Below are 19972 nucleotides of genomic sequence, written 5' to 3' on the forward strand. Positions count from 1 at the left end.
ACGCGCCTCGAGATCGACATAGCTGAACAGCGACCCGCTCGTCTCGTCTGCACCGCGCATGTCTGTCTCCGCCGTTGTTCCGCGGCAGATGAATCATGTTCCGCAACCGGCGTCGAGGCCCGACTATTTCAGCACCCTGCTAGGCAGGACGACAACCCAGACCGGTCGCTGGGGAATGAACGTCTCGCAAAGGTTAGCGCGGCAACTCAACGCGTCGGCTCCAAGGTTTTCTACTCGGAGGATGAGCTGAAGAAGTTCTTCGACGACGAGTGGGAGGATAGCTGAGCTGCTGCATGCAGTGGTCAGCGAAGAGCGACCTTGGCAATAAAAATGAGCAGGAGTGGCTAGTCGGGCGTGCGATGCTAAGGCTGGAATGCGCAGGAAGCATACATTGCCGCTGACGCTGGCGATCCCGCACCAGACACTATCGGCCCTGATGTATGTACCGGCTGCTGTTCGCAAATGATTTCTGGCACGATTTCGGAAGTCGCTCATATGTATCCGGCCTGTTGATCGACACGCGGGTCGTGGCCTTGTTGGGGTTACGCACGCGCCATGATCTAATTAGCGGAAAGGTCAATAATGACCGTCAGGGCCGTCAGATTCTGGGGGCGTAATTGTTCCGTTCCATGCTTTCGATCTGTCGCGAACTCCTCTGGGCGCGCCGGCTCAGATGCCGGCGGCAACCTCGTCTCGTGGTGCGTCAAACGCGGTTCTGTGTCTCAGGATGCTCCAGGCCATGCCTGCCAGCTTGTTGGCCAGCGCCACCGCCAGCTTGTTTCTGTTCATTCTTTCCGATGCCCGGCTCAACCAATCGCCAAAGCTGAAGCCAGCCCATCGATTGGCGCGCATCAGGATGACCTTCGCGGCCTGAACGAAGAGCATTCTCAGGTATCGGCTGCCACGTTTGGAAATGCGGCCGAGCACCGTTCGTCCGCCGGTGCTGTATTGTCTGGGAACCAGGCCGACCCATGCGGCGAAATCCCGTCCGCGCCCGAATGCCTCTCCCGTGCCAATCGCCGCAACCATGGCCGTCGAGATCATCGGTCCAATACCGGGAATGGTCATGACGTTGACGCAGTTCTCCTCGGTCCGACTGATCTGTTCGATCTCCTTCGAGACGGTTTCGATCCGATCGTCCAACCAGAGCCAATCGCCATACAGGCCGATCAGGATGGTCCGCATGCGCGGCGATATCTCGTCTTTGCGTTCCTCGAGGATCACCTCGAAGGAGTTCTCCAAAGCCCGAAGCCCTTTGCGCACCGTGATCCCCTGTTCGATCAGGAAGGCCCGGATCTGGTTGATGGTCGCGGTCCGGCGCGACACCAGACGCGAGCGCACCCGATGAAGGGCCTGCAGGTCGAGCTGGTCCTGGCTCTTCTCCGGCACGATTGGCAGGTTCGGGCGCAGCGCCGCCTCCGCGATGGCCTCGGCATCATTGTAGTCGTTCTTCTGCCCCTTGATGAACGGCTTCACGTAGATCGCGGGGATGATGCGCGGCTCAAAACCAAGCTCGCGCAGGGTTCGACTGACGAAATGCGCGCTCAGGCAGGCTTCCATCCCGACGATGCATCGCGGCAACTTCTCGAATGTCGCGACGAGGGCCAACCGCTTGATCTGTTTGCGCAACACCAATTGACCATGTCGGTCAAACCCGACGAGATGAAACGTATCTTTGCCGATGTCGATCCCGATGGACATCAGCTGATCGAAGGTCTTCTTCTCCATGCTACTTCTCCAACTTGCAGACATAGGCAAAGCCTAACCTGCTGGGTGAAGCAGCCGGTACATCCCATTAGCGGACGTTCGCATGGGGACGATTTGGGTCCGTTTTCGGCTAATTAAGATCGCGACCACTTTCAGTCCAAAGTGTTGGAATACAGGTCGAGAGTTTTGGAGATCTGTGAAAACCGCACCGTGGCGTTACGCCAGCTGACGCTTCCAAAGAAACCGGGGCCGGGCGCTTCGTTACGGCGTTCGCAAATGTGAACTCGGTCAGGATCGTGTGGGCCTGACCACTCCGTAGTCGCCGCATAGGTCCGCGAGGACTGCGTGCAGGAGGGCGATGATTTCAGCGCGCGGCGCCGCCGTCCTTTCGACGATGCCGATCTGGCGAGTCACCTGCGGAACGCCGAAGGCCAGGCGCATGATGTTCAGATCCTCGGGGTCCTGCAGAGCAACATGCGGCACAACCGAGATGCCCAGACCTTGCCGCACGCCCGTGACGATCGATCCGATGGTGTCGATTTCGGCCACGTCATTGGTGACGACGCCAAGACGGGACAACTCTGTATCGATCAGGTTCGCCAGCGGCACGGCGCTTCGGAAACGGATGTAGGGCCGGGTGTTCAACAGTTCGATCGGGTCGCTCGCTTCCATGCCACGTGGCACGATCAGCCATAGCGGTTCACGAAGGAAGGGGCTCCAGCGCAAGGTGTTGGGAATCCCGAGGTGTTCCGCGACGATAGCGGCGTCGAGCCGTCCGCCGGCCACGTCCGCGATCAGGGTTGAGGAAAGGGATACTCGCAAACTTGGTTTCAGGTCCGGATAGCGCCCGCGCATCTGCACCATGGCGCGTGGCAGCAGGTTCAGCGCACTCGAGCGGACCGATCCCAGCATCAGCGTCCCGGCGATCTGGTCGCCGCGCAGACTGGCCTTGGCGTCCTCGGCGCGGCGCAGGATATCCTCGGCCATTTCAATGACCTGGAGGCCATCAGGCGTGATCCGGGGCGGTCGCTTGGTGCGGTCGAAGATGGTCACGCGCAGTTCATCTTCCAGAGCGTGAACCTGCTGGCTGACGGCCGAAGGTGTCAGGCCGACAAGGTCTGCCGCCTGCGCGAAGGTGCCGTGCGATTGAATGGCCAAAAGGGTCTTGAGTTGCCGGGTGTCCATGATTTGATCCAGTTTTTCTAAATATAATAACCAGAATTACGCGCTTTTGTGAAGTCATTCTTGGCGTTACGGTATCCACCCAAGGAGGACACCCATAGCCGGTTCGGGAGACCGCTGTGGGCCAATTGAAAAACAGAGACACGAAATGGCGCGCCCCGATGCTTCGGGACGCTATGGAGACATGTGCGATGAGCAAGACAATCCTGGTAACGGGACCCGACCTTGATCCGTCCGCCGCCCAGCTGGTGGCGGACCGCGGTTACCAGACGGTGCATACCCCGCCCTATGCCGACAGCGCGGTGATTTCCGACTATCTCCAGCAGACTGGCGCCGAGGGGATCGTATCGCGCATGGGCCGCCTGGACGCCGCCGTCATGGACGCGGCGCCGCAGCTCAAGGTGATTTCGAAGCACGGTGTCGGGGTCGATAACATCGACATCCAAGCCGCTGCCGAACGGGGTATCCCGGTGTTGGTTGCGACCGGTGCCAACGCCGTCTCCGTGGCGGAGCACGCCATCGCGCTGCTGCTGGCGGCGGTCAAGCGTATCCTGCCGCTGGATGCTGGCCTGCGCGCCGGGCGGTGGGAAAAGCCGGGCTTTTCCGGGCACGAGATTGCCGAATCGACCATGGGCCTGATGGGCATGGGGGCGATTGCACAGGCGACCGGCCGCATGGCCAAGGGGCTGGGGCTGCACCTGCTGGGCTATGATCCATATGCGCCCGACAGCGCCTTTGAAGAGCTGGGCGTCACGCGCTGCGAGACGGTCGAGGACCTCTTGGCCGGGTCCGACATCCTGTCGCTGCATTGCCCGCTGACCGAACAGACACGCGGCCTTCTGAACGCCGAAAGCATCGCGCAGATGCCCAAGGGGGCCTACGTGATCAACACCGCCCGTGGCGGGCTGATCGACGAGGCGGCGCTGGTCGCCGCGATCCAGAGTGGGCACCTGGCGGGCGCCGGGCTCGACACCTTCGCGTCCGAGCCGCCCGCTGCCGACCATCCGTTCTTTGCCGTGCCGGAAATCGTGCTGACCCCGCACATCGGGGGCGTCACCCGCCAGGCGGGCGCCCGGGTCGGCGTCGATGCCGTACGCGGGATCTTCCAGATCCTCGACGGGCAGCCCGTCGCTCCCGAACGCATCATCAATCGCAAATTGCTGGCCGCCGCGCAGGCGGAGCCGGCCAAGATGGAGAAATAACCATGACAACGGGCTTCCGTATCCTCAAACGCGACCGTGTCGCCGCCCCTGAGCTTGTCGCAGAGTTCGCCAAGCTGCCCGTCGCCAACGTGTCCGACAGCATGTCGCGCATGACCGCCGCCGGGTCGCGTCTGCGTCCGATGCACACCTCCGGCGGCATGGCGGGCGTTGCTCTGACGGTCAAGGCGCGCCCCGGCGACAACCTGATGCTGCACGCGGCCATCGACCGGGCCGTGCCCGGCGACGTGATCGTCGTCGATGCGGGCGGCGCGCTGGACAACGCGCTGATGGGCGAGCTGATGCTGGCCTATGCGATCAAGAAGGGTGTTGTCGGCTTTGTCATCGACGGCGCGATCCGCGATCTGGACAATTTCCGCGAAACCAACCTGCCCACCTGGGCGGCGGGCGTCACCCATCGCGGCCCCTACAAGGACGGCCCCGGAGAGGTGAACGTGCCCATCGCCATCGACGGCATGGTAATCCACCCCGGCGACATCGTCATCGGCGACAGCGACGGTGTGCTGTGCGTGCCGATCGACGGGGCCGAGACGATCCTCAAAGCCACTCAGGACAAGTCTGCGAAAGAAATCAAACAAATGGCAGACATCGAAGCCGGCACAAACGACCGGACCTGGGTCGACCGCGCGCTCAAGGAACGCGGCTGCGCCCTGCTCGACGACTGAAACAACCGCATGAAACGGAGGAGTAACATGCTCAACATCTTCAAGAAAACCGCCATCGCAGGCGCGATGATCCTGTCCGCAGGGGCGGCGCTGGCCGAATATCCCGAAAAGCCCATCGAGGTGATCGTCGGGTATTCGGCCGGCGGCGGCACCGATGTCATGGCGCGTACCGCTGCGCCCTTCATCGAGAAATACCTTGGCGACGGCGCAAGCCTTGTCGTGAAGAACATGCCCGGCGCCTCGGGCCAGATCGGCGTGACCGAAGCGGCCAATGCGGACCCTGACGGCTACACGCTTGGCACCTTTAACCTGCCAGGCATGATGGCGCGCACCATCGACCGCGAGGCAGGCTACGACCGCGACAGCTTTACCTATCTCGCCAACGTGGTGAACGATCCCAACGTCATCGTGACCTCCAAGGCGAGTGGTCTCGACACGCTGGACAAGCTTCTGGAAGAGGCCAAGGCCAATCCCCTCGCGATCACCGTCGGCATGTCGAGCCTCGGCGGCGATGACCATTTCGCGCTCATCAAGCTGGAGCAGGCCACCGGGACCGAGTTCACCATTGTGCCGTTCAAGGGTTCCGCCCCGGCACGCACCGCGCTGCTCGGCGGCCATGTCGCCATGGGCATCCTGAACATCTCGGAAGTGGCCGAATTCCAGGACCAGTTGAACGTGCTGGGCGTTGCCACCAAAGAGCGGTCGCCCTTTGCCCCCGACCTGCCGACCTTCAAGGAGCAGGGGCTCGACCTGGTGAATGGCTCCATGCGCGGCTTCATCGCGCCCGCCGGTCTGCCCGAGGACGTGCAGGCCAAGCTGATCGACGCCTTCTCGCAGCTCTCCGGCGATCAGGAATTCCTCGACGCCATGGCCGCGACCGCGAACCCGGTCGAAGTCGTGACCGGCGAGGAGTTCAAGCAGCTGACCTCGGATCTCTACGACCTCGCCAACGGCGTGTGGCAGACCTCTCCGTGGAACTGAGGCCACGTGCGTGAGGGGGGAGTCCTCCCTCACGCTGCCCAGTCCCTGAGGGCGTCGCCCTCAGCCATCTCATCCCTCATACCGAAGGCAATTCCATGCCCGAGAGCCGTAATTCCCGCCTGACAAGGCCCGAGACCCTGACTGCGATCGGCATCTTCGTGGTCGCCGCCGGGTTCCTCTTCCCAACCTATGACTTGCGCGCGATCTCCGCGCTGCTGCCTGCCGCCATGCTGATCGGCCTGCTCGTGCTGTCGGTGTTCCTGTTGCTCGCCGATCAACGCAAGGCCAGCGCGGGCGAAGACGCCGCGCCCATGACCAAGGCACCCAAGCGGGTGATCGGGGCCTTCCTGATGATCGTCAGCTACGCGCTAGCCTGCGATTTCGTCGGCTTCTACATCAGCACCGCCGTGACGATCCCGCTGGTCGCGTGGACCTTCGGCTATCGCAGCCCTGTTGGCCTCTTGATCGCGACCGTGATCGTCGTCGGCACGATCTGGGCGATCTTTGATTTCGGGATGTCGCAGGACTTCCCCACCGGCCGTCTCTGGGGGCGCTGAACCATGTATTCCGATCTTCTCCATGCCCTGCCGGATGTCTTTGCCTGGACGAACTTTGCCGCCGTCGTGATCGGCGTGATCGCGGGCATCGTCGTCGGCGCCATGCCGGGCCTGTCGGCCACCATGGCGATCTCGGTGCTCGTGCCCTTCACCTTCGGGCTTGAACCGCTTGTCGCGCTTGGCCTGATGGCGGGCATCTACAACGGCGCGATGTATGGCGGCGCCATTCCCGCCGTGCTGCTGCGCATCCCCGGCACGCCTGCTGCCGTCGCCACCACGTTCGACGGCTATCCGATGGCGCAGAAGGGCGAGGGCGGTTTCGCGCTGCAAGTCGCGGTCGTCTCTTCGTCCATCGGCGGCATTGCCTCGGCCTTTGCGCTGATGCTGCTGGCGCCGCCGCTCAGCAAGGTGACGCTGCTGTTCGGCCCGTCCGAAGTGTTCTGGGTCGCGGTCTTCGGCCTTGCCTCGATCATCTTCCTGCTGGGCGGCAACCCGGTCAAAGGTCTGATCTCGGCCTGTTTCGGGGTCTTCGTGTCGGTGATCGGCTCGGACCCGATCTATGGCAACGACCGCTTTACCTTTGGCCAGCTCGAAATGCTCGACGGCATCAACATCGTGATCCTGCTGGTCGGCCTCTATGCGCTGCCGCCGGTGATCGACCTGCTGGAAACGCCGCTCAAGACCGATGGCGTCAACAGCTCCAAGCTTGGAACCCAGTCGCTCTGGAAGGCGCTGCCGCGCATGAAATCCTACTGGAAGACCTGGCTGCGCGGGTCCTTGCTGGGCATCTGGATCGGCATCCTGCCCGGCGCGGGCGGCTCCATGGCGGCCTTCATGTCCTATAATGAGGCGCGCCGCACCTCGAAGCACCCGGAGACCTGGGGCGAGGGCGAACCCGAGGGTGTGGCCGCCGCCGAGGTCGCCAACAACGCCGACACCGCATCGGCGCTGATCCCCGCGCTGACGCTGGGCATCCCGGGCACCGCCGTGGCTGCGGTCATGCTGGGCGGCCTGCTGGTGCACGGCCTGCAACCGGGGCCGATGCTGTTCCGCGACAACCCGGACGTCGTCTTCGGCTTCATGTGGCAGTTCCTGTTCGGCGCGATCCTTCTGGTTCTGCTGGGCGGCTCGCTGGCGACCAACTCCTTCGCCCGCCTGTTGAACCTGCCGCGTCCGCTTCTGGGGTCGGTGATCATCGTGCTCATGCTGATCGGCGTCTATTCGATCCATGGCCGCATGTTCGACGTCTACCTGATGCTCGGCTTCGGCGCGATCGGTTGGGTGATGGACTGCCCCCCGTCGTGCTGGGCCTGATCCTTGGCGGTTTCGCCGAAGAGAACCTGCGCCTTGCCCTGCGGATTGGACGCGGCGACCCGATGGTGCTGTTCCAGAACTGGACCAGTCTGATCCTCGTGGCGCTGACCGTCGCCGTGGTCGTCGGCCCGACGCTGAAAAAGCGCTTCATCGACAGCCGCAAGAAAGCATGACCGCGAGCCCGCATCATAAGGTCCGCGAGGATTGGCTGGCCCTGGGGCAGGAGGAGACTCTTGCCCCGGAGCAGCCGATCTTCGACTGCCATCACCATCTTTGGGACCGGCCCGAAGGGCGCTACCGGGCCAAGGAGCTGATGGCTGATGTGGGCTCGGGCCATGATGTGCGGGCGAGCCTTTATGTTCAATGCCGCACCGGCTATCGCGATCACGGCCCCGAAAGCCTGCGCCCGGTGGGCGAGGTCGAAACCGTGCTGGACTGGATGCGCGGGCAGGATCGGTTCCCGGCGGGCATCGTCGCCATGGCTGACCTGCAACTGGGCGACGACGTGCGCCCGGTGCTCGACGCGCTGACCGAGGCGGGGCGGGGCCGGATGACCGGCATCCGCAACACCACCGCTTGGCACGCAGATCCGGCGGTGCGCTCCAATCCCAACCCGCCCCCCGGGGGCCTGTTGCAGACCAGCGCTTTCATAGACGGCGCACGTGCGCTGGCCGCCCATGGCCTGACGCTCGACGTCTGGGCCTACCAGACGCAACTGGACGAGGTCCGCGCCTTGGCCGAGGCCGTGCCGGAGCTGACCGTCGTCGTCGACCACTGCGGCGGCCCGCTTGGCGTTGGCCCGCATGATCGCTTCGACACACAGAATTTCCGCGCCTGGCGCGACGCGCTGGCTCTTGTTGCCGCGCTGCCCAACACGCGCATCAAGATCGGCGGCTTCGGCCTTGGCGTCTTTGGCTGGCGCTACGCCGACGCGGCGCTGCCGCCGCGCTCACACACGCTGGCCGAGGACTGGCGCCCTTGGGTGGAAACCTGCCTCGACCTCTTCGGGCCGAACCGCGCCATGTTCGAAAGCAACTTCCCCGTGGACAAGGGGCAGGTGAGCTACCGGACGCTGTGGAACGCGTTCAAACGCCTTGCCGCACCGCTGAGCGCGGGCGAGCGCGATGACCTGTTCTGGCGCAGCGCCGCGCGCGCCTACGGCATCGACGCACAGCTATTCAAACATGACACTGGGAGGATACCGTCATGAAAACATCCCTTACCGCGCTTGCGCTGGCCCTCACGGCCACAGCCGCATTCGCCGAATACCCCGAAAAGCCGGTCGAGGTGGTCGTCGGCTATTCCGCCGGCGGCGGCACCGATGTGATGGCCCGCACTGTGGCGCAATTCCTTGAGCAGGAACTGGGCGATGGTGCATCCGTCGTGGTCAAGAATATGCCCGGCGCCGGTGGCCAGATCGGCTTCACCGAGGTTTCCGAGGCTGCGCCCGACGGCTACACGCTGGGCACCTTCAACCTGCCTGCGGCCCTTGCCCTGACCAAGGACCGCGCGGCGGATTACGACGTGGACAGCTTCACCTATCTTGCGAATTTCGTCGAGGACCCGAACACGATTACCGTCGCGGCCACGTCGCCATTCCAGACCCTGGACGAACTGATCGATGCGGCCGAGGCCGACCCCGGCGCGATCACGCTGGGTCTGTCGAGCCTTGGCGGAAACGACCATTTCGCTGCCAACATGATGCAGGACGCAAGCGGCGCTGAGTTCACGCTGGTGCCATTCAAGGGCGCATCGAACGCACGCACCGCGATCATGGGGGGGCATGTGGCCGCCGGAACCATGACGCTGGGCCAGACCTCGAACTTCCCGGACGAGCTGCGCGTGCTGGCAGTGCTGGCCGACGAACGCTCGCCCTTCCGCCCGGATGTGCCAACCGCCAAGGAGCTGGGCTATGACGTGCAGATGTCGTCCCTGCGCGGCATCGTCGCTCCCGCAGGGCTGGACGACGCGACGACCGATCAGCTGCGCGCTGCGCTGAGCGCCGTCAACGAAAACCCCGACTTCCAGGAGATGATGGCCGAACAGGGCAATCCGATCGCCTTCATGGTTGGGGACGAATTCGCCGCCACGTCCGCCAAACAGGACGGCATCGCCACTCAGATCTGGGCCGAAACCCCTTGGAAATAATCCAAAGGCCGGGCCGGGTGGCCCGGCTGTCCACTCACTACTGGAGGAGATACCATGACTATTAAGACACTCGGTGCAGCCGCGCTGATCGCCGCGTCCGCCACCGTCGCACATGCCGACGACTGGACCGCCTACACTTATTCGTCCGTCTCGACGACGTCTGCCGTCAAGGGCATGCAGCGCATTGTCGACCGCGTCGCGGAAGACACCGACCTGACCATCGACCTGCACCTTGGCAAGACCTTGCAGATCGCGTCCGCAGACATCACGCAGGCCGTGGGCGATGGCATCATCGACATGGCGGCGGATTTCTTTTTCTCGGGCAGCGTGCCGATCGCGCGGGTGCTGAACCTGCCGATGCTGATCGAGAACGACGAGGAATGGGCCAAGGCCTACGAGGCGATGGAACCGACGCTGGTCGATGCCTTCGCACAGCAGGGTGTCGTGCTGCTGGGCGGCTACCGCTACCCGGAACAGACGATCTTCACCACGTTCGAGATCAGCTCGCTGGCAGACCTCGAAGGTCACAAGATCCGCGTGACCTCGCCCGAGCAGGGCAAGTTCGTAGAAATGTTCGGCGGCGCGCCGATCACCCTGTCGGGTTCCGAAGTGCCGACCTCGCTGGAACGCGGCGTCATCGAGGGCGTGCTGACCGCCTCTGCCGGCGGGGCGAAGAACTGGCACGAGTTCCTGCCCTACAACTACCGCTTCGCGGTCAACTACGGCAACTCGATGATCATCGCCAACGAGGACAGCTTTGACGCGCTGTCTGAGGACACCCAGACCAAGCTGCGCGAGATCGTCGCCGAAGAAGGCCCCGCGACCACCGCGGCCTTCCTTGAAGATGAGGAAGCGCAGAAGGCCTCGCAATCCGAGGCGGGCATGACGCTGGTGGACGCGGCCGAAGGCGACGCCGAGATGGCGGGCGAAAAGCTGGCGCCGTACTGGGAAAGCTGGGCCGAGGAGAACGGGCCGGAGTATGTCGAAGCCCTCGCCACCGTGCGCGAAGCCATCGGTAAGTAAGATGCAGACGCAAAGCAGAACGGGGCCGGCATCGGCCGGCCCCATTTTCGACGTTGCCGCGTGGATCACGGGCGCGGCAACCGGCTTGGTCCTCGCGGCGCTGGTCTCGCTGGTCTGCCTCGAGGCGCTGCTGCGCGGCGGCTTCAACTACTCGCTGGGCTTTGCCGAGGAACTGACGGGCTACGGCGTCGTCTTCATGACCTTCTTCGGCGCGGCCCTCGCGCTGCGGGGCCATGCGATGTTCCAGGTGCATTTCCTGCTGGACACCTGGCCCGAGGGCACGCGCCGCTGGCTGATCCGCGCCTTCGTGCTGATCGCGCTGGTGATCTGCGTGATCCTTGCGTGGAAGACCAAGGACCTGACGCTGTCGTCCTTTTCGCGCGGCAAGTTCGCCCCGACCGTCCTCCGCACCCCGCTGTGGATTCCGCAGATCATGCTGCCTGCGGGTTTTTCCGTACTGGCGTTTTTCCTGGTCGAGCAGCTGCTGCTGACCTTCCGCAAATCCGAGGAAACCTGACATGGAAGCGATCCTCGCCTTCGGCCTGCTGATCGGCCTGATCCTTGGCGGCATGTGGGTGCAATTCGCCGTGGCGGGCGCGGGCCTGACCTATATCTGGCTGCTCAAGGGCTTTGGTGGCTGGAAGGCGCTTGGCCTTGTCAGCTGGGGCGCGGCCAACAGCTTCACCCTCGCCGCCATTCCGCTGTTCGTGCTGATGGCCGAGATCCTGCTGGGCTCAGGCCTGTCGACGCGGCTTTACAATGGCGTCGCGCCGTTCATGCGGCGGCTGCCGGGGGGCCTGTTGCACACCAACATCGCGGGCAGCGGCATCTTCGCGGCGATCTCTGGCGGCTCTGCCCCCACCGCCGCTGCGATGTCCACCGTCGCCCTGCCGGAACTGTCCGCGCGCGGCTACAACAAGCGCCTCGTCGCCGGATCGCTCGCTGCAGGCGGCACGCTGGGGATCCTGATCCCGCCGTCGATCACCATGATCATCTACGCCACCTTCACCGAAACCTCGATCGCGCGCCTGTTTGCCGCCGGTCTGGTGCCGGGGATCGTGCTGGCGCTGTGCTACATGGGCTTCATCATGGCGCGTGTGCTGATCAACCCCTCTCTGGCCCCGAAGAATGACACCAAGGCCAGCGCCGGCGATCTGGGCCGCGCGCTTCTGGACATCGTGCCGTTCCTGATGCTGATCGTCATCGTCCTCGGCAGCATCTACGGCGGGTTCGCCACCCCCACCCCGGCCGGGGCCGTGGGCACCGTCGGCGCCATCCTGATTGCCGCGCTCTATCGCAAGCTCAGCTGGCGGTTGCTCAAGGACGCGCTGTCGCGCACCGCGTCGATGAGCGGCAACATCCTGTTCATCGTCTTCACCTCGATGATCTTTGCCTATGCAACCGCGCTGTCGGGCATCGGTGAGGACCTTGTCGGAATGCTGGAAGAGGCCAATGTCTCGCGCTTGACCTTCCTGCTGATCATAATGGTGGTCTTTGCCATCCTGGGCTGCTTCATGGAAGGGCTGGGCATGATCGCGATCATCGTGCCGGTGATCTTCCCGGCGCTGATGGCCATGGACGTGAACCCGATCTGGTTCGGCGTCTTCGTGGTGATCCTTGTGGAACTGGGCCAGCTCACCCCGCCGCTGGGCGTGATCCTGTTCGTCGTCGCCTCCTCGTCGAACGAGGTGAAGGTCGAGGATGTGATCATGGGCACCTTGCCCTTCTTCCTCATCATCGTCGCGTTCATGCTGCTTTTGATCGGCGTGCCCGACATCGCGCTGTTCCTGCCGGAGTTCACGTTCGGATGACGCACACCTATCCTTTCCCCGAGCCGGTCGTCATCGACGCCGAGGTCTTCACCGAACTGCCCGCTGCGCTGCGTCGCACCGGCCAGCCGTCCTACTGGGCGGAAAAGAACCGGCGCGGTGCCCCCGCGGACAGCTTTCTCGAGGGGCCGTCGTTCGATGCGCAGGGCAACCTGTACTTTGTCGATATCCCTTTCGGCCGGGTCTTCCGCGCCGATGCGGAGGGCGGGATCAGCCAGATCGCCGAATACGACGGCCAGCCCAACGGGTTGAAGATCCACCGCGACGGGCGGATCTTTCTGGCGGATTACCAGAACGGCATAATGCTGCTGGATCCGGAAACCGGGGCTGTGACCAAGGCGCTTGGCGATGCCGACACTGAAAGCTTCAAAGGCTGCAACGATCTGCATTTCGGGCGTGACGGGGCGCTCTATTTCACTGACCAAGGCCAGACCGGACTGCAGGACCCCACGGGTCGGGTCTGGAAGTGGCAACCCGAAACGGGCGCGCTGGCCTGCCTGATCGACAAGGTGCCCAGCCCCAATGGGCTGGTGCTGGATCTGGCCGAACACGTGCTCTTTCTTGCGGTGACGCGGGCCAATGCGGTCTGGCGGCTGCCGATGTCGCCCTCGGGGCGGGTCAACAAGGCCGGTCTGTTCATCCAGTTTTCGGGCGGGCGTGCCGGGCCGGACGGGCTAGCGTTGACGTCTGACGGCGGCGTCGTGGTCTGCCAGACCGGTATGGGCCTCGTCTGGGTGCATGATGTGCTGGGCCGGCCCATCGCTGTGGTACGCAGCCCGCGCGGTCTGGGGACCACCAACTGCGCCTTTGGCGGGCCGGAGGGGCGGACCCTCTTCATCACTGAAAGCGACAGTGGCAGCATCCTGAAAGCAGAGTTCCCGGAAAGCCTCGGTATCGCGGGCGCGCCGATGTTCTCGGGAGCGCTCTAGACCGGGTGCAGGATTTCGGGGCTGATCTCTGAAAGGCCCCGGAGACCCAGAAGGCCGAGATTGCGATGCACCTCGGTCTTCAGGATGTCCGCGGCGCGCTCGGCCATTGGCTGACCGCCCAGCGTCGCCGCATAGAGAAACGGCCGCCCCACCAGCACCATGTCCGCGCCAAGCGCCAGCGCCTTGATCACATCGGTGCCGCGCCGGATGCCGCCGTCGATCAGCAGCCCCATGTCGCCCGCCTGTGCCCGCGCCTCTGGCAGGATGCGCAACGGCGAGATGGCGTGATCCAGTTGTCGACCGCCGTGGTTCGACAGGACCACCGCATCACAGCCAAGCGCGCGGGCCTTCGCGACGTCGGCGGGCGCGATCACGCCTTTCAGCACCAGCTTGCCGGGCCAGAGGTCGCGCATCAGCGCGAGGTGATCCCAATTCAGGTGATCCTTGCGCCCGAAATCCCGCGCCGCCTGTTTCGAGATGATCGGCGCACCGCGCACGGCATCGGAATTCTCGAAATGCGGCATGCCCCGCATCAGCGTGGGCAGGAAGGTGCCCAGCACCCAGCGCGGCTTGATGGCGAAGTCCCAGATCAGCCGTGGCCTGACCCTGAGCGGTGTGGAAAAGCCCGCGCGCATGTTGTTCTCGCGGTTGGCCACGACAGCGGTATCAGCGGTCAGCACCAGCGTGCCGAAACCCGCCGTCCGCACGCGGGCGATCAGGGCGCGGATGCGGTCCTCCTCGCCGGGTAGATAGGCCTGGAACCATGCTTTCGGGTTGGCCGTCACCACATCCTCCATGCGCGTGAGGGACGAGCCGGAGAGCACGAAGGGCAGGCCGGCCGCCGCCGCGGCGCGGGCAAGGGCCACGTCCCCGTCGCGGGCCATCAGCGCCGAAAGGCCCATCGGTGCGACGCCGAAGGGCGCCGCGTAGCTCTCGCCCAGAAGGGTGCAGGCGGTCGAGCGCCCCTCGACCCCACGCAACACGTTCGGCACCAGCCGCCAGGCGTCCAGCGCATCGCGGTTGTCCTGCCTTGCTGCGTTCGTCTCTGCCGCGCCCGAAACGTAGCCGAAAAGCGGGCGCGGCAGACGCCGCCGCGCGGCAGGTTCGAAGTCATCCAGGGTCAGAAACATCAGAACCCGTAGAGCCTTTCAGGGTTGTCCCACATGCACCGCGTAAAGCTATCCTGGCTCAATGCCTCGCGGCACAGTTTTAGCATCGGCGGAATTTCGGGCACCGGCTCGGGGGTCATCACATGCGGCCAGTCGCTGCCCCAGATGATCTGGTCGGGAAAGGCTGCGCCAAGGCGTTCGATCAGCGCGCTCAGGTCGCCGTAGTGCCCGATATCGGTGCTGACCCGCGTGGGCGACAGCTTGGTCCAGACCCGCCCCGTCTCAAGCAAGCGGAACAGGGGGGAAGGTGCGGCAGGATCGATATGGCCCATATGGTCCAGAACCAGCCGCAGCCCCTCTGGCAGATCGGCAACCATATCGGCAAGCCGGTCAAAGCTGCGCGGCTCGGTGTTCAGCTCGATATGCCAGCCGACCTCGGCCACGCGTTTCGCAAGTTCTGGAAGCTGATCAAGCGCGCTGTCCCCAAGCCTTGCACGGTCCTGAACCCGGGTCGCGCGGATGCCGGCGGCATGCAGCGCTTGCAGGTCGGCATCGGCGTCGATCATCGCAACGCCGCGCAGCGCGACGGGTCCCTTGGTGCCCAGAACCTCCACCAACCGGCTGTTGTCCGTCCCATCGACCGAGGCCTGCACCACAACCGCGCGGCGCACGCCAAGCGGCGCGGCCTCGTCCATGTAGTCGCGGATGTCGCGCGCGGGCGGGACATAGGCGCCGGTCTGCGGGGCCTCGGTCTTGGCAAAGGAGTGGATGTGGCAATCGGTGATCATATGCGGGGCTTTCTCAGGCTGAAGAACAGGCTGATCGCCAGCGACAGCACGGTCAATGCCACAAGCCCGATGGTGATGGGCGAGCCCACAAGGATGCCATAGCCGCCGCCCGAGGTCAGAAGGGCCTGCCGCAGGCTTTGTTCGAACGGCGCGCCGAGGATCAGCCCGATCAGCAGCGGCGGCAGGGGGAAGCCCGCGCGTCGGAACAGGAAGCCCAGCACGCCCGCACCCAGCATCACCCAGACGTCAAACAGGCTGTTGTTCACCGAAAACGCGCCGAAGATGGCGAGGATCGTGATCGCGGGCAGCAGGTGGCGCGGCTGGATGCGGGTGACGTGGATCGCCACACGGAAGAACAGCAGGCCAAGGATCACCGTCGGGATGGACGACAGCAAAAGCGCCTCGAAGATCGCGTAGACCTCCAGCCCGTGATCGCGGAACAGGAACGGCCCCGGTGCCAGCCCGTGCAGCATGAAGGCGCCAAGGATCACCGCCGTCACCGCATCGCCGGGGATCCCCAGTGCCAGCGTCGGCACCAGCGCGCCGCCGGTGACGGCGTTGTTGGCGGCCTCGGGGGCGGCGACACCTTCGGGCGCGCCCCTGCCGAACTGGTCCGGATCGGCAGAGCGCGAGCGGGCGAGGCTGTAGCTCATGAAGGCGGGTACGGTGGAGCCGATCCCCGGCAGGATGCCGACAAAGGTGCCGATGAGCGAGGACAAGAACAGCGTCATCCGCATCCGCCACAGCTCGATGAAACGCACGGCAGAGCTTTTCAGTGGCGGCACCTCGACATCGCCCACGAGCGGTTCACGGTCGAACGCCTGCAACAGCACATCGGACATGGCGAAGAGGCCGATCAGGACGGGGATCAGCTGGAACCCGTTTTCAAAGGCGAAGGATCCGAAGGTAAAGCGCGGCGTGCCGCTGATCGGATCGAGGCCGACGATACCGGCGCAGGCCCCCACGAGAACCATGATCAGCGCGTCGAGCTTCGATCCACCACCGAACAGCACGATGACCAGCAAGGCGAACAGCATCAGCATCGCCATCTCGGCCGGGCCGAAATCCAGTGCGAAGCGCGCCAACGGCTCGGCCAGAGCCATCAGGACAAGGCAGCTGAAGATGTTGCCAATGACACTGGCATAGAGGGCAAAGCGCAGCGCCCGTCCGCCCTCGCCACGGCGTGCCATGGCGAACCCGTCGATGGCCGTTGCCGCCGACGAAGGCGTGCCCGGCACGTTCAGCAAAACCGCCGAGATCGACCCGCCGAAGATCGCGCCCTGGTAGACACCAAGCAGCAGGATGATTGCCGGGATCGGCTGCATCGAGAAGGTGACCGGGATCAGCAGCGCGATGGCCATGGTTGGCCCGAGGCCGGGGATCGCCCCGATGATGATCCCCGAGACGATTCCGACAAGCGCGGCGACCAGTACCCAGAGGTTCAGAAGTTCGAGAAAGGCATCGACAAGCACGGCTTGCGCTCCTTTGAAGTCTGGAATGAATAGGCAGGCTCAGGGCAGGGGGATGCTGAGCCCATGCCGTCCGCCAAAGGTCACGACGGCTGCCACGATCAGCGGCAGAACCAGCAAGATGGGACGGCGTTCACCCAGCATGAGGGCCACGACGATACCGGCACCGGCGGCCCCGAAGAAGAACCCGACCTGCGGCATCGCCCATAGCGCCGCTGCGCTGCTTGCGGTGACGGCCAGGACACGGCCGAGCCGGACGGGGTTGCCAAGCGGGAAATCCTCGGAGCGCAGGCTCAGGACAAGGCGGAGCGCCACGACCGCCGCAAGCAGCCATAGGGCAAGGCGGGGAAAGCTCCGCGCGTCAGGTCCGGAGGCGCCGAAGCCGAACACCTGGATCTGGCTGTCGAGACTGTAAAGCCCCCAGGCCGCTGCCGCCAGCAACAGCCCGGCGGTCAGCGTCCGGAAGCCGGGGCGGGCGACCCCGCCCCCGTGGCCGTTGGTGCTCAATTTCCGAGATCCTTGGCGATCTCGCGGTAGGCGGCGAGGTTCTCCTCGATCGTCGCCGCGAGATCTTCGCCAGACATGATCCGCACCGGTTGGCTGAGACCGGTCATGAAGGTCTTGAATTCGTCCGACGAGGCCACCTCGGTGAAGGCGGATTCAAGCTTGGCGATGATCGCGGGATCGGTGCCGGCGGGGGCCATGATGCCGACGATCGACGGGAATTCCGCGGCCAGCCCCGCCTCTTTCAGCGTCGGGGCGTCGGGGAAGTCCGGGTCGTTGGTGCCGTCGAGCACGCCCAGAAGGCGCAGCTGGCCGTCCTGCACGAGGTCGCGATAGGCCGGGACCAGCGCCGCGTCCACGTGGCCGCCCAGCACCGCCGCCGTCGCCTTCGAGGCGCCGTCGAAGGGCACGTGCTGCAGCATCGCGCCGGTGTCCTTGGCAACCGAGGCGAAGGCCAGGTGCGCGCCGCCCATGGCGCCCGCGGTGCCATAGGTCACGGCGCCGGATTTGGCGCCTTCGATCAGAGCGTCGAGCGAGTCATACGGGCTGTCCGCCGGAACCACGACCCCGTGGAACGGGCCGGAATAGTTCAGGATCGGGATGAAGTCGGCCAGCGTGTCATAGCCCACATCGCGCAGCGCCGGTGTGACGAAGGACGGCGACGAGGTCGTCGCGATCAACGTGTAGCCATCGGGCTCGGCCGACGCGACGGAGCGCATCGCATTGGTCCCGCTGGCGCCCGGCTGGTTTTCCACGACGATGGGTTGGCCGAGGATTTTCTCGGCCATTGTCGCCATCTGGCGCGCCGAAATATCGGTGGTGCCACCCGCCCCATAGGGCACGACAAGGGTGATCGGACGGGTCGGGTAATCCTGCTGCGCGACGGCGGCAAGCGGCGTGATCGCCAACCCGGCCAAAAGGGCCAGGGACGAACGGCGTGTGTATCTCATGGTATCCTCCCAAGGATCGAAAGTGCTGGCCGATGGCCGCGGCAGTCGGCTGAAAACCTGTTGACGGTCGTTGCCTGCAGTCCGGCCTCCCACCGGATGCCCGATCATGACCTTTATTATTTTTTACTAAAAGCGCTAAAAATTTAAGCTTAAAAACAGATATTTTTCACCAACCGTTCTGGCTGCGTGATGACGGAAAGGCGGCGACTTATCCTGCTTACACCTCGACTACCCGTCGACAGGTATCGAATTCGGTCCTTGTCAGAGCCACCCTGCGCAGGCCGCGGCCAACTTTGGACTTGGGTTAAGCAGTCGTTCTGAAGGTCGAATTGCCCTGCAAGTCGCGCAGACGGAAACCGCTGAGATCGAGCAATCTTTCATCGGTCTTCGATCACGGCAGAGCACTGGTTTGCGCCGCGATGAAACATGCTCACAAGCGTTTGCAACGCTCCATTGTCTGCGCGCTGCGGCCGTTCGTCCACGTCGCAGCGAAGGTCGGCTTACCTCAAGGCACATCACACCGCTTCCAGCCTGGGCGCGAAAAAGGGGGGCGTGGCCGCCTGATCGGTCGCACCAAGGTCGGCATGAACACCAAGCTGCATGCCATCTGCGACAGCAACGGCCACCCGATCAGTTTCTTTGTCTCCGCTGGCCAAGTCAGATGGAGTGGTTGCCGCCCTCCCTAGACGGCATCGCAATGTGCCAAGGTCGTGGTGTTCAACGCCACGCGCAAAGGAGGACGGCTAGATGAAGAATATGATGATTGGAATCGATCTGGCAAAGGCAGTTTTTCAAGTTCATGGTGCCCTTCGAACGGGGGAGGCCCAGTTCCGCAAGAAGCTGACGCGGAAGCAATTTCCCGCGTTCATGGCGCAGCAAGAGCCCAGCATGGTGACTTTCGAGGCGTGCGGCAGCGCACATTTTTGGGCCCGTGAGATGGACGCTCTTGTGCACGAGGTAAAGCTGATCGCACCGCAATATGTGCGCCCTTTTGTGAAACGGCAGAAAAATGATGCGGCCGATGCTGAGGCGCTTGTCATTGCGGCACGCCAGCCTGAGATGCGTTTCGTGGAACCCAAAACAGTCGAACAGCAGTCTTATGCGGCGGTCTTCCGCGGCCGGGAACGCCTGGTGCATCAGCGGACCGCTGATATGAACGCCTTACGGGCTCTGCTGTATGAGCACGGCTATGTGTTTCCGGTCGGCATGTCCCACCTCAATCGCATGACGGCGCTTGTGCAGGATAAGACCGTCCACTTGCACGCGCTGATCCGGGAAGAGTGCCTGGACCTGCTCGTGCAGTCGCATCGACACGACGCATTTTGTGGCGCAGTCGATTGCAATGTAGAGCCAGCGCCGTCCGGTCTCGAATTTCTTCTGCCGGTCCGGCGGCAGGTGCTCCCAGATGCCAGTCAGCGTCAGCAACGACATGACGTCTAGTTTGTTTTCATCCATCTCGACCCGCTCCATGGGGCGCACGACATCGGGACCGTTGCTGCTCATGGCAAATTTCCTGGCGGCCGCAGATGCGCCAAATCGTTTTGTGCAGACGTAGAATGGGTCTGCCGAGTCCAATCGGCGTTTAACGCTGGAGGCA

At 64.1% G+C, this 19972-nt stretch carries 21 protein-coding genes and 1 pseudogene; 15 read left to right on the forward strand and 7 right to left on the reverse strand.

Translation table 11 applies throughout. From position 1 onward, the window contains the following. Positions 1 to 285, forward strand: a 285-nt coding sequence (locus tag HC022_RS28695) for a hypothetical protein (protein ID WP_217703864.1), incomplete at its 5' end; no start/stop codon positions are given. Between the two features lie 384 nt (positions 286 to 669). Here HC022_RS28695 and HC022_RS02770 read toward each other — a convergent pair. After that, positions 670 to 1728, reverse strand: coding sequence for an IS110 family transposase (locus tag HC022_RS02770; RefSeq protein WP_167451245.1), 1059 nt, complete (start codon positions 1726 to 1728; stop codon positions 670 to 672). Between the two features lie 267 nt (positions 1729 to 1995). Then, the gene (locus HC022_RS02775) at positions 1996 to 2892 is read right to left on the reverse strand and encodes a LysR substrate-binding domain-containing protein (protein WP_167451246.1); all 897 of its coding nucleotides are present in this window, start codon (positions 2890 to 2892) and stop codon (positions 1996 to 1998) included. A gap of 116 nt (positions 2893 to 3008) precedes the next feature. Here HC022_RS02775 and HC022_RS02780 point away from each other — a divergent pair, with 116 nt between their 5' ends. The 12 genes from HC022_RS02780 to HC022_RS02830 all read left to right on the forward strand — a co-directional run bounded on the left by HC022_RS02780 (position 3009) and on the right by HC022_RS02830 (position 13555). Beyond that, positions 3009 to 4091 carry a hydroxyacid dehydrogenase gene (locus HC022_RS02780; protein WP_321172723.1) on the forward strand — a complete coding sequence of 361 codons (1083 nt, stop codon included), beginning with the start codon at positions 3009 to 3011 and terminating at the stop codon, positions 4089 to 4091. 2 nt (positions 4092 to 4093) lie between these two features. Beyond that, the gene (locus HC022_RS02785; RefSeq protein WP_175583431.1) at positions 4094 to 4774 is read left to right on the forward strand and encodes an RraA family protein; all 681 of its coding nucleotides are present in this window, start codon (positions 4094 to 4096) and stop codon (positions 4772 to 4774) included. A gap of 27 nt (positions 4775 to 4801) precedes the next feature. After that, the gene (locus HC022_RS02790; protein ID WP_167451247.1) at positions 4802 to 5755 is read left to right on the forward strand and encodes a tripartite tricarboxylate transporter substrate binding protein; all 954 of its coding nucleotides are present in this window, start codon (positions 4802 to 4804) and stop codon (positions 5753 to 5755) included. 95 nt (positions 5756 to 5850) lie between these two features. After that, a complete protein-coding gene (locus tag HC022_RS02795) occupies positions 5851 to 6312 on the forward strand; it encodes a tripartite tricarboxylate transporter TctB family protein (RefSeq protein WP_089964133.1) in 462 nt (153 codons plus the stop codon). 3 nt (positions 6313 to 6315) lie between these two features. After that, positions 6316 to 7626, forward strand: a complete 1311-nt coding sequence (locus HC022_RS02800) for a tripartite tricarboxylate transporter permease (RefSeq protein WP_254884886.1) — start codon at positions 6316 to 6318, stop codon at positions 7624 to 7626. Next, on the forward strand, positions 7614 to 7799 hold the full coding sequence (locus tag HC022_RS28940) for a hypothetical protein (protein WP_254884887.1): 186 nt from the start codon (positions 7614 to 7616) through the stop codon (positions 7797 to 7799). The genes HC022_RS02800 and HC022_RS28940 overlap by 13 nt, the downstream gene beginning before the upstream one ends. Then, positions 7796 to 8836, forward strand: coding sequence for an amidohydrolase (locus HC022_RS02805; protein ID WP_167451248.1), 1041 nt, complete (start codon positions 7796 to 7798; stop codon positions 8834 to 8836). The genes HC022_RS28940 and HC022_RS02805 overlap by 4 nt, the downstream gene beginning before the upstream one ends. 77 nt (positions 8837 to 8913) lie before the next feature. Then, positions 8914 to 9774: a tripartite tricarboxylate transporter substrate binding protein gene (locus HC022_RS02810; RefSeq protein ID WP_368484599.1), complete on the forward strand. Its 861-nt coding sequence runs from the start codon at positions 8914 to 8916 to the stop codon at positions 9772 to 9774. 54 nt (positions 9775 to 9828) lie between these two features. Further along, complete coding sequence (dctP, locus tag HC022_RS02815; protein ID WP_008887200.1) at positions 9829 to 10797, forward strand: TRAP transporter substrate-binding protein DctP; 969 nt, start codon at positions 9829 to 9831, stop codon at positions 10795 to 10797. Between the two features lie 85 nt (positions 10798 to 10882). After that, positions 10883 to 11314 (forward strand): TRAP transporter small permease, encoded by a 432-nt coding sequence (locus tag HC022_RS02820; protein WP_254884888.1) that lies wholly within the window; start codon positions 10883 to 10885, stop codon positions 11312 to 11314. A 1-nt stretch (position 11315) separates the two neighbouring features. Beyond that, complete coding sequence (locus HC022_RS02825) at positions 11316 to 12608, forward strand: TRAP transporter large permease (protein ID WP_167451251.1); 1293 nt, start codon at positions 11316 to 11318, stop codon at positions 12606 to 12608. Then, the gene (locus tag HC022_RS02830) at positions 12605 to 13555 is read left to right on the forward strand and encodes an SMP-30/gluconolactonase/LRE family protein (RefSeq protein WP_167451252.1); all 951 of its coding nucleotides are present in this window, start codon (positions 12605 to 12607) and stop codon (positions 13553 to 13555) included. Before HC022_RS02825 ends, HC022_RS02830 begins: the two co-directional genes overlap by 4 nt. Here HC022_RS02830 and HC022_RS02835 read toward each other — a convergent pair. Genes HC022_RS02835 through HC022_RS02855 form a run of 5 tightly spaced genes read right to left on the reverse strand, consistent with a single transcriptional unit; the run spans position 13552 to position 18375 of the window. Further along, complete coding sequence (locus HC022_RS02835) at positions 13552 to 14685, reverse strand: alpha-hydroxy acid oxidase (RefSeq protein WP_167451253.1); 1134 nt, start codon at positions 14683 to 14685, stop codon at positions 13552 to 13554. The genes HC022_RS02830 and HC022_RS02835 overlap by 4 nt on opposite strands. Then, the gene (locus tag HC022_RS02840) at positions 14685 to 15452 is read right to left on the reverse strand and encodes an amidohydrolase (protein WP_167451254.1); all 768 of its coding nucleotides are present in this window, start codon (positions 15450 to 15452) and stop codon (positions 14685 to 14687) included. The genes HC022_RS02835 and HC022_RS02840 overlap by 1 nt, the downstream gene beginning before the upstream one ends. Next, positions 15449 to 16924 (reverse strand): tripartite tricarboxylate transporter permease, encoded by a 1476-nt coding sequence (locus HC022_RS02845; RefSeq protein WP_167451255.1) that lies wholly within the window; start codon positions 16922 to 16924, stop codon positions 15449 to 15451. The genes HC022_RS02840 and HC022_RS02845 overlap by 4 nt, the downstream gene beginning before the upstream one ends. Before the next feature lie 39 nt (positions 16925 to 16963). After that, on the reverse strand, positions 16964 to 17428 hold the full coding sequence (locus tag HC022_RS02850; RefSeq protein WP_167451256.1) for a tripartite tricarboxylate transporter TctB family protein: 465 nt from the start codon (positions 17426 to 17428) through the stop codon (positions 16964 to 16966). Beyond that, entirely contained in the window at positions 17425 to 18375 is a 951-nt protein-coding gene (locus tag HC022_RS02855) for a tripartite tricarboxylate transporter substrate binding protein (protein ID WP_167451257.1), read from the reverse strand. The genes HC022_RS02850 and HC022_RS02855 overlap by 4 nt, the downstream gene beginning before the upstream one ends. Before the next feature lie 495 nt (positions 18376 to 18870). On the opposite strand from HC022_RS02855, the pseudogene HC022_RS02860 reads away from it, so the two are divergent. Further along, positions 18871 to 19034, forward strand: a pseudogene (locus HC022_RS02860) (IS5/IS1182 family transposase); the annotation flags it as partial. 100 nt (positions 19035 to 19134) lie between these two features. Further along, positions 19135 to 19815 carry an IS110 family transposase gene (locus tag HC022_RS02865; RefSeq protein WP_254884894.1) on the forward strand — a complete coding sequence of 227 codons (681 nt, stop codon included), beginning with the start codon at positions 19135 to 19137 and terminating at the stop codon, positions 19813 to 19815. Positions 19816 to 19972 lie beyond the last annotated feature (157 nt).

It is taken from the genome of Salipiger sp. HF18, assembly GCF_011806505.1.
Taxonomy (GTDB): domain Bacteria; phylum Pseudomonadota; class Alphaproteobacteria; order Rhodobacterales; family Rhodobacteraceae; genus Salipiger; species Salipiger thiooxidans.